Raw genomic sequence first — 6,795 nt, forward strand, 5'->3', positions numbered from 1 at the left:
TCCACTGTTAGTGATGTTTGCCGGCATTCATTGCCGGCTTTTTTTTATTTGTGCGCTCCCAGAAAATAAAAAGGGAAGCTGATATCAAGTTGGATATCGCTTCCCTTTCGATTTTTATGAGCCGTTTTAGGTATCAGCCTTCGTTATCGGCATGACGGCATGAGTTTTTAGTACGTCTCACGCAGGTGATAAATACGCAAATTCTTCGCTAATTCCTCGGCGGTTACATCGCCTTCATAGCGCACGCGTTTGGTTTGCCCGGTAATAGCCGATGGTAATAACGTGAAGCTGGAGGCATCAAAGCGGCCTTCGCCTTCAAACTCGAGATGGACAAACAGCGCCGGTTTATCGGTGTCGATATCTACCCATAGGCCTTTGTCATCCTCAGTAATCTGCCAGGTGAGGTTAGCGTGCTCTAATTTGGCTTGCTTGAACAAGGCGGGATAGTGGCTGTTTTCAATCACGCATTCTTCACCGCTTTGATCTGTGCATTGCAGGCGAACATGGTAGAAGTACTCACGCGCGTCAGCGACTGAGGCATCTTGTGTCGCAGGTGCCGTCCATACAATGGCGCTGCTGTCTGCGGCAAGCGTCGTTTCAATATCCCACGTGGCCATCACGTCGCCGTCCCAGCAGATCTGCATGACTTGGCCCTGTGTCGGTATGCTGTGGTGTTTATCGTTGACGGCATGCAGGCTGAGTGTGCCGTTATCATCAATGAAGGTCGCCAGTTGTGGAGCAAAGAAGCGTTTGGCATGGTAATGCAGTTGCTTCCAACGGCCGGTATATTCAATGCTCGACCATGAACTGACCGGCCAGCAGTCATTCAACTGCCAGTACAAAATGCCACGACAATGGGCTTTGTGGGCGCGCCAGAATTCACTGGCGGTTTTGATTGCCAGCGCCTGTTGTACTTGGCTCAGGTACAGCATGTTGTCGAAGGTGTTCGGAAAGCGGAAATAACGCGTGAACATCTCGGTGATGATGCTGTTACCTCGGGCGTTTTTCTGATGCTGCTCAAAGGTCGGTGACGTGACGTTCCAGTCTTCTTGCTCGGCATAGGTTTTTACCGTCGGCAACGAAGGCCATGACTGGTAGCCAAATTCCGAGCAGAAGCGGGGTTTCACGGAGTGGTAAGCATCCAGCGATTTGCCCGAGTGCCACACATCCCAGAAGTGCATGTCGCCGCAGTTATCATCGTGCCATGCATCACCAAAATCTAACTCGCCGTTACACGGTGAGCTGGCCCAGAAGCTGCGGGTTGGATCTTCTTGCGCTACCGTTTGTGCCAGCATGCGGTTAAGGCGGTCGTAGTTCACCACGTATTTCTCGCGGTTCGCACGCGATTCCGGGTACCAGTTAATCGCCCCAATCACTTCGTTATCGCCACACCACAACGCCAGTGACGGGTGATCCGCTAAGCGACGTACCTGATCGCGCACTTCTTTTTCCACATCGGCCAAGAAGTCCGGTGTGGATGGATACAGCGCGCAGGCAAACATCAAATCCTGCCAAATCAGGATCCCTAATTCATCACACAGCTCATAGAAAATGTCGTGTTCATACATGCCGCCGCCCCAAATGCGGATCATGTTCATGTTGGCTGCGACCGCATCTTCCAATAAACGGCGGTAGCGTTCCGGCGTATGGCGTGCCGGCAGGGCATCAAGCGGGATCCAGTTCGCGCCTTTGGCGGTAATGGCGCAGTCATTGACCATGAACGTCATGGCGCTGCCAATGTCATCTACCGTGGTATCCAGCGTGAGTTTGCGCAGGCCGATTTGCTTAGTGATGCTTTGCTCGTTGAGTGAGACCGTCAGCGGATACAGCGGTTGTTCGCCATAACCGGCTGGCCACCAACGTTTTGGATCGGTAATCGTGAACGTATGCTGCACCTGATGTGTGCCGGTAAGCGCTGCGGGTACGTCAATCTGGTGTGTTTGCTCATCAAAGCACAAGGACAATGTGGCGGGAGTATCACAGGCGACCACTTGCTCGTAGTCAGTTGTCACTGTGAGTTGGCAGCTGCCGTCATCCAGCCATGTTTGTGTGGTACGTGTCTGTAATAGACGGGTGTGTTGAATCGGCTCTAAAGATAACGAGTCATACACGCCGCTGACTAACAGGCAGATCCCCCAGTCCCAACCTGCGTGACATTGGGTTTTGCGCAGGGTGTTCATGTGGGGGATTTGGTTATTGCCTACCGCCCATGGCACAGGGAACGGCAGTTTATCAGCACGCTTGGCAGCTTCTACATCGTTTCTTGCCAGCGTTATTGTGATGCGGTTTTCGCCCTCTTGAACAAACGGCAGCACATCGGCGCGGTAGCGGCGGAACATGTTGTCACACTGCAGAGCAACCTGATCGTTGAGGGTAATGGTGGCCATGGTGTCGACAAATGCCAGGCAAAGATCCAGCGCATGCATGTCTGCCCAGCGAGGGTCGTAATCGAAGGTGCGTGTCAGTACCCACTCACTCTCGCTGACCCACTGTACATCCTTTTCATTACAGCCAAGATACGGATTGGGTAGGGTGTTGTGCGTGATCAAGGCACTGTGAATATCGCCCGGCAGGGCACACGGGATCGCAATATGAGGATGCTGTGGCGAGGTCAGTTGCCACTCACCGTCCAGTAAGAAAGTAGACACGGAAAACTCCTGTTGTATGTGCCGATATTGAGGCCAGTATAGGGGGCAGTCAGGGCGGCGAGGATAGGATTAACGTAGCAATAACTGGACATATGTACCCTTTTTTTCGTTTTGTGATGTGAGATGACCACGCAAAACAATGAAAATATTTTCAGTATTCATCACGGATTTAGATTGCCTGCGCTATTATGCTGAAATTGTTTTCTTTTTTGTTGGCAATGTCAGGGCGAAGGTCATTAGCATGAACAAAGATATTTCGGTGTTGTTTGAGTACGCACGGATCAAATTTACCAGTACCGACACCAAGGTGGCGGACTACTTTCTGGCACGCAAGCCGGTAAAGAACATTGAAGAGTTAGCCGTAGAGATCGGTGTCTCAACGGCGTCGATTACCCGTTTTTGTAAAAAAGTGGGGTTGAATAACTTTAAAGAGTTTTTGTTCTTGTATCAGCAGCAGTTGGAAGCGGATCAACCGCAGCATGTGGCACAGCAGAGTTCGTTGCATCATGATTATGTGGATGTACTGCAAGCGTTTGATAAGCGATTGGATCCCGAGCAATTAGCGATATTTAGTCGCGCGATCCATGATCATGACATTTTTCATGTGTTTGGCTCCGGCTTCAGCGCGCTGGCGGGGGCTGATTTGAAGTTCCGCTTTACCCGTTTGGGTAAGTTTGTCGAAGTGGTGCAAGACAGCGATTCGATGCAAATGGTCAGTTCGATTTTAGCACCGGGATCATTGGTGATATTGCTGACATTAAAAGGCAATAACGATCGCATGTTACGCTGTGCGCAAGATATGAAAGCTCGTGGTATTTCCGTGTTGTGCGTGACCGCCAATGAAAAGTCCAAATTGCTGCCAGTGGTCGATGCCACCATCTTGACCGCCTCGCTCAATGGCGAAGAATTAACTGGGATGATTTCCGGTCAGATGCCTATTTTGATGGCGATTGATCATATCTATTACCAGTATGTGTCGGATTATCACGACTCCATTCAAAACTGGGTGGCGACCGAGCAGTTGTTCATGACGTGATGACGATGTCTGAGTATTCGTTGCACCGGGTTGTCAGCAGATGAAAAAAAGCCCGCTCGGGCGGGCAAGGTTGGAGCTAGGTTATTATTGTTATGGGATTGGGTTTAACCGAGCAGCATTAATGGCAGCGGTATTCGGTCGGTGTTTTGCCGGTTTTACGTTTGAAGACACGGCAAAAGTAATTCGGGTCGTGGTAGCCACAACGTTGAGCCACTTCTTCCAAGCGGAAGTTGTAGCGTTTCAGCATGAACTTGGCACGTTCAAGGCGTACCCACGCAATGTAGTCGGCAAAGCGCATGTGGCCTTCCTGACGGAACAAGCGTGATAAGTGGTTCGGTGAGATATTAAAGCGCGCCGCCACCGTATTGCGATTAATGTTGCGGTGGAAGTTTTCCTGCACGTAAATGCAGACGCCTTTAAACAAATCTTCGCTGCGTCGGCCCGCATCTTCCTGCGGTTGTTCAATCATGTCTTTGCAGTAACTCAGAAGAGCCAGCAGCAAATATTTATCGGCCGGTTGTTTTTGCTTCTCATGCGCCAGCGTAGACAGCGCTGTCAGGATATGATCAATCGCGCGTCCGGTACGTTGCGGCACACTGTACTTGATGACATCGTCAAAGCCTTCCCCATCAGCCCGTTTGCTGACCAAACTAAATCCTAATTGGCTTTTGCCGAACAGCAGACTGAGCACAGAACATTCCTGGTTCCAGTTGGGTTTATTCCAAGCATTAGCGGGAATGAACAGCGCATCGCCGGCACCGAGGATCACTTCTTGCAGTTGCTGATGCGGCGCTTCAAGCAGGTTTTCGTATTGGCCTTTGAACACCAGTTCAAGACGCGGGAAGTTAACTTGGTAGCTGGCTTCTGGTGGTGGCATATCGTCACCCGCGAACCAGACCCGGTTAAAGACAGACGGGTCTGAAATCATCGTGTTGATGAGATCAGTAAAAGTGTGTTTCATACGGTTAGCCTGTTTATCACCTACCAGCGATGCCAAAATATAGGGTTATCGCCTATGAGCTCGCCCAAGAATCTGGGCACGAATTGTCATACAGAATGCCGGTGGTGGCGATGTGTTAGTCTGTAAAATGTTAACTGGGTATCGTTTTGCCGTACATTGTTTCGCACAGCTGTTTGCCATTGGATGAAAAATCGCCTTGAAAGCGGGCAAGACTTCCAAGGCGAAGCGATAAAGCCTTTGCAAATTAAGTCTTTGCAAATTAAATGCTTGCTAAATGTGCTTCGATTTTATCCATGATTTGCGGGGCTTTCTTTACGGCATCTGCCACCGCGATACGGACAATTTTCTTGCCGTTAAAACGCTCTTCTTGCTGAATCGCGATATCTTTGGTCAAGACGATGATGTCCGCGTCAGCTACTTCAGACATCAGGATTTCATTTTCGATACCGATAGAGCCCTGTGTTTCAATTTTGACTTCCCACCCTTTGGCTTTGGCGGCCATTTCCAATGCTTCTGCTGCCATGTAAGTGTGAGCAACGCCCGATGGACAAGACGTAACGCCAAGTAGTTTCATAATTATTCTCCAGAGTATTGCTTAGTTAAAATCAAGTTCCAGGCTGTCATCCTCTTCTGAGGCAACCGTGTCTTGACGTTGGTGTAGCGGTTTTTTCAATGCATTGACCATTAAGGCGGTCGTCAATGCTCCCGCCGCGATACCGACGATATAGAAGAGACGTCCATCCACCACTGGCAACACAATCAGGCCACCCCATGGGGCATGGTTAAGGACGTTGAACATAAAGCCCACCACGTTGCCGACCATACCGCCAACAACAATAGAAGGGATAACACGAACAGGATCGGCGGCAGCAAACGGGATCGCGCCTTCGGTGATTCCTATACAACCCATGATGCCCGCTGCTTTACCGGCTTCACGCTCTTCAGGGGTGTAACGTTTCGGTGAGAGCAACGTAGCCAGGAACATGCCCAGTGGCGGTACACAGATGGCAATGCCGACGCCACCCATCAGCCAAGGCTGGGTACCGACTTGTGTTTGGGCAAACAAGGTCGCCACTTTGTTGATAGGGCCACCCATATCAAATGCGGTCATGCCGCCGAGGATCACACCCAGTACGGCTTTTGACGCCCCCGCCATGCCTTGCAGGCCATTATTCATGGCTTCCATCGCGGCAGCGATAGGTGCACCGATCACCCAGATCACCAGTGCAGAAACAATGAACGTACCGCCAATCGGTAAAATGAAGTAAGTCGAAATGGCTTTGAGCTTGTTAGACAGCGGAATACGTTTAAGTTGAAGTACGACATAACCGGCGATGAAGCCGACAATAATGGCCCCCAGGAAACCGGCTTGAACCTGATTTGCCAGATAAGCGCCGATCATGCCCGGTGCTAAAGCAGGACGGTCAGCGATGGAGTAAGCAATGTAGCCCCCCAGTACAGGGACAAATAATGTAAAGCCCGCGATACCCATGTCCCATAACCCTTCGAGGAACACGCCTTCCGGCACCGCACCTTTACCGCCAAGCATGACAGAAAGGGCAAGCAATACACCACCGGCGACGACGAACGGAAGCATGTGGCTGGTACCGGTGAGCAGGTGCCGTTTGAGGACCGACAATTGGCTTTTCATCTTTGTTCACTCCATCTTGTTAGGGTTTATTTTTTTAGTTGGCTGTAATCACAACCTTATTGGTCAGAGCGGGAGATGACGGGCGAGGGATATCATCTCGGCTGTAATTATGGAACGGGGATATGCGCCAAACTATTGGATAAATAAGGCATTAGCTGGACTTTTGTATCGTCGGAAATGAGTTGTGATTAACCTCTCAGGCGGGGAGTGAGCGGGATCACGCTATGGCGGGGTATTCAGTCGTAAAAAGGCGAGTGTATTAAAAATCCAGTGACTCGATGGAAGTCCAGCCAAAAGCGGATGGCCGTGCCTTCATGCGGATGAGGTGACGAAGACGTGATGCTTTTTTTTCGGCTGAATATCAATTATTTCCGATGATTTGATGTTGAAAACAGCAATGGAAGATAGGTGTGATTGATTTGTGAGCGGTTGATTCGTCATGGGGTTTACAAGTTTTCGATGAGCCATTATTATTCGCCGCACTTACGGAGAGATGGCT

Annotated in this window: 5 protein-coding genes; 1 reads left to right on the top strand and 4 read right to left on the bottom strand. The window is 50.3% G+C overall.

Annotated features, from left to right (window positions below; all coding sequences use genetic code 11):
- Positions 1-167: 167 nt before the first annotated feature.
- Positions 168-2,648 (bottom strand): beta-mannosidase, encoded by a 2,481-nt coding sequence (locus ABT58_RS19465; RefSeq protein WP_047876104.1) that lies wholly within the window; start codon positions 2,646-2,648, stop codon positions 168-170.
- 241 nt (positions 2,649-2,889) lie between these two features.
- Between ABT58_RS19465 and ABT58_RS19470 the strand changes: the two genes are divergently transcribed.
- A complete protein-coding gene (locus ABT58_RS19470) occupies positions 2,890-3,684 on the top strand; it encodes a MurR/RpiR family transcriptional regulator (protein WP_047876105.1) in 795 nt (264 codons plus the stop codon).
- 118 nt (positions 3,685-3,802) lie between these two features.
- Here ABT58_RS19470 and ABT58_RS19475 read toward each other — a convergent pair whose 3' ends face one another.
- The 3 genes from ABT58_RS19475 to ABT58_RS19485 form a co-directional block, all read right to left on the bottom strand.
- On the bottom strand, positions 3,803-4,645 hold the full coding sequence (locus ABT58_RS19475; protein ID WP_047876106.1) for an AraC family transcriptional regulator: 843 nt from the start codon (positions 4,643-4,645) through the stop codon (positions 3,803-3,805).
- 259 nt (positions 4,646-4,904) lie between these two features.
- Positions 4,905-5,219, bottom strand: coding sequence for a PTS fructose-like transporter subunit IIB (locus ABT58_RS19480; RefSeq protein ID WP_047876107.1), 315 nt, complete (start codon positions 5,217-5,219; stop codon positions 4,905-4,907).
- 21 nt (positions 5,220-5,240) lie between these two features.
- Positions 5,241-6,296: a PTS fructose transporter subunit EIIC gene (locus tag ABT58_RS19485; RefSeq protein ID WP_047876108.1), complete on the bottom strand. Its 1,056-nt coding sequence runs from the start codon at positions 6,294-6,296 to the stop codon at positions 5,241-5,243.
- Between the last annotated feature and the right edge of the window lie 499 nt (positions 6,297-6,795).

The sequence above is a fragment of the Photobacterium aphoticum genome, from assembly GCF_001029435.1.
GTDB classification, from domain to species: domain Bacteria; phylum Pseudomonadota; class Gammaproteobacteria; order Enterobacterales; family Vibrionaceae; genus Photobacterium; species Photobacterium aphoticum.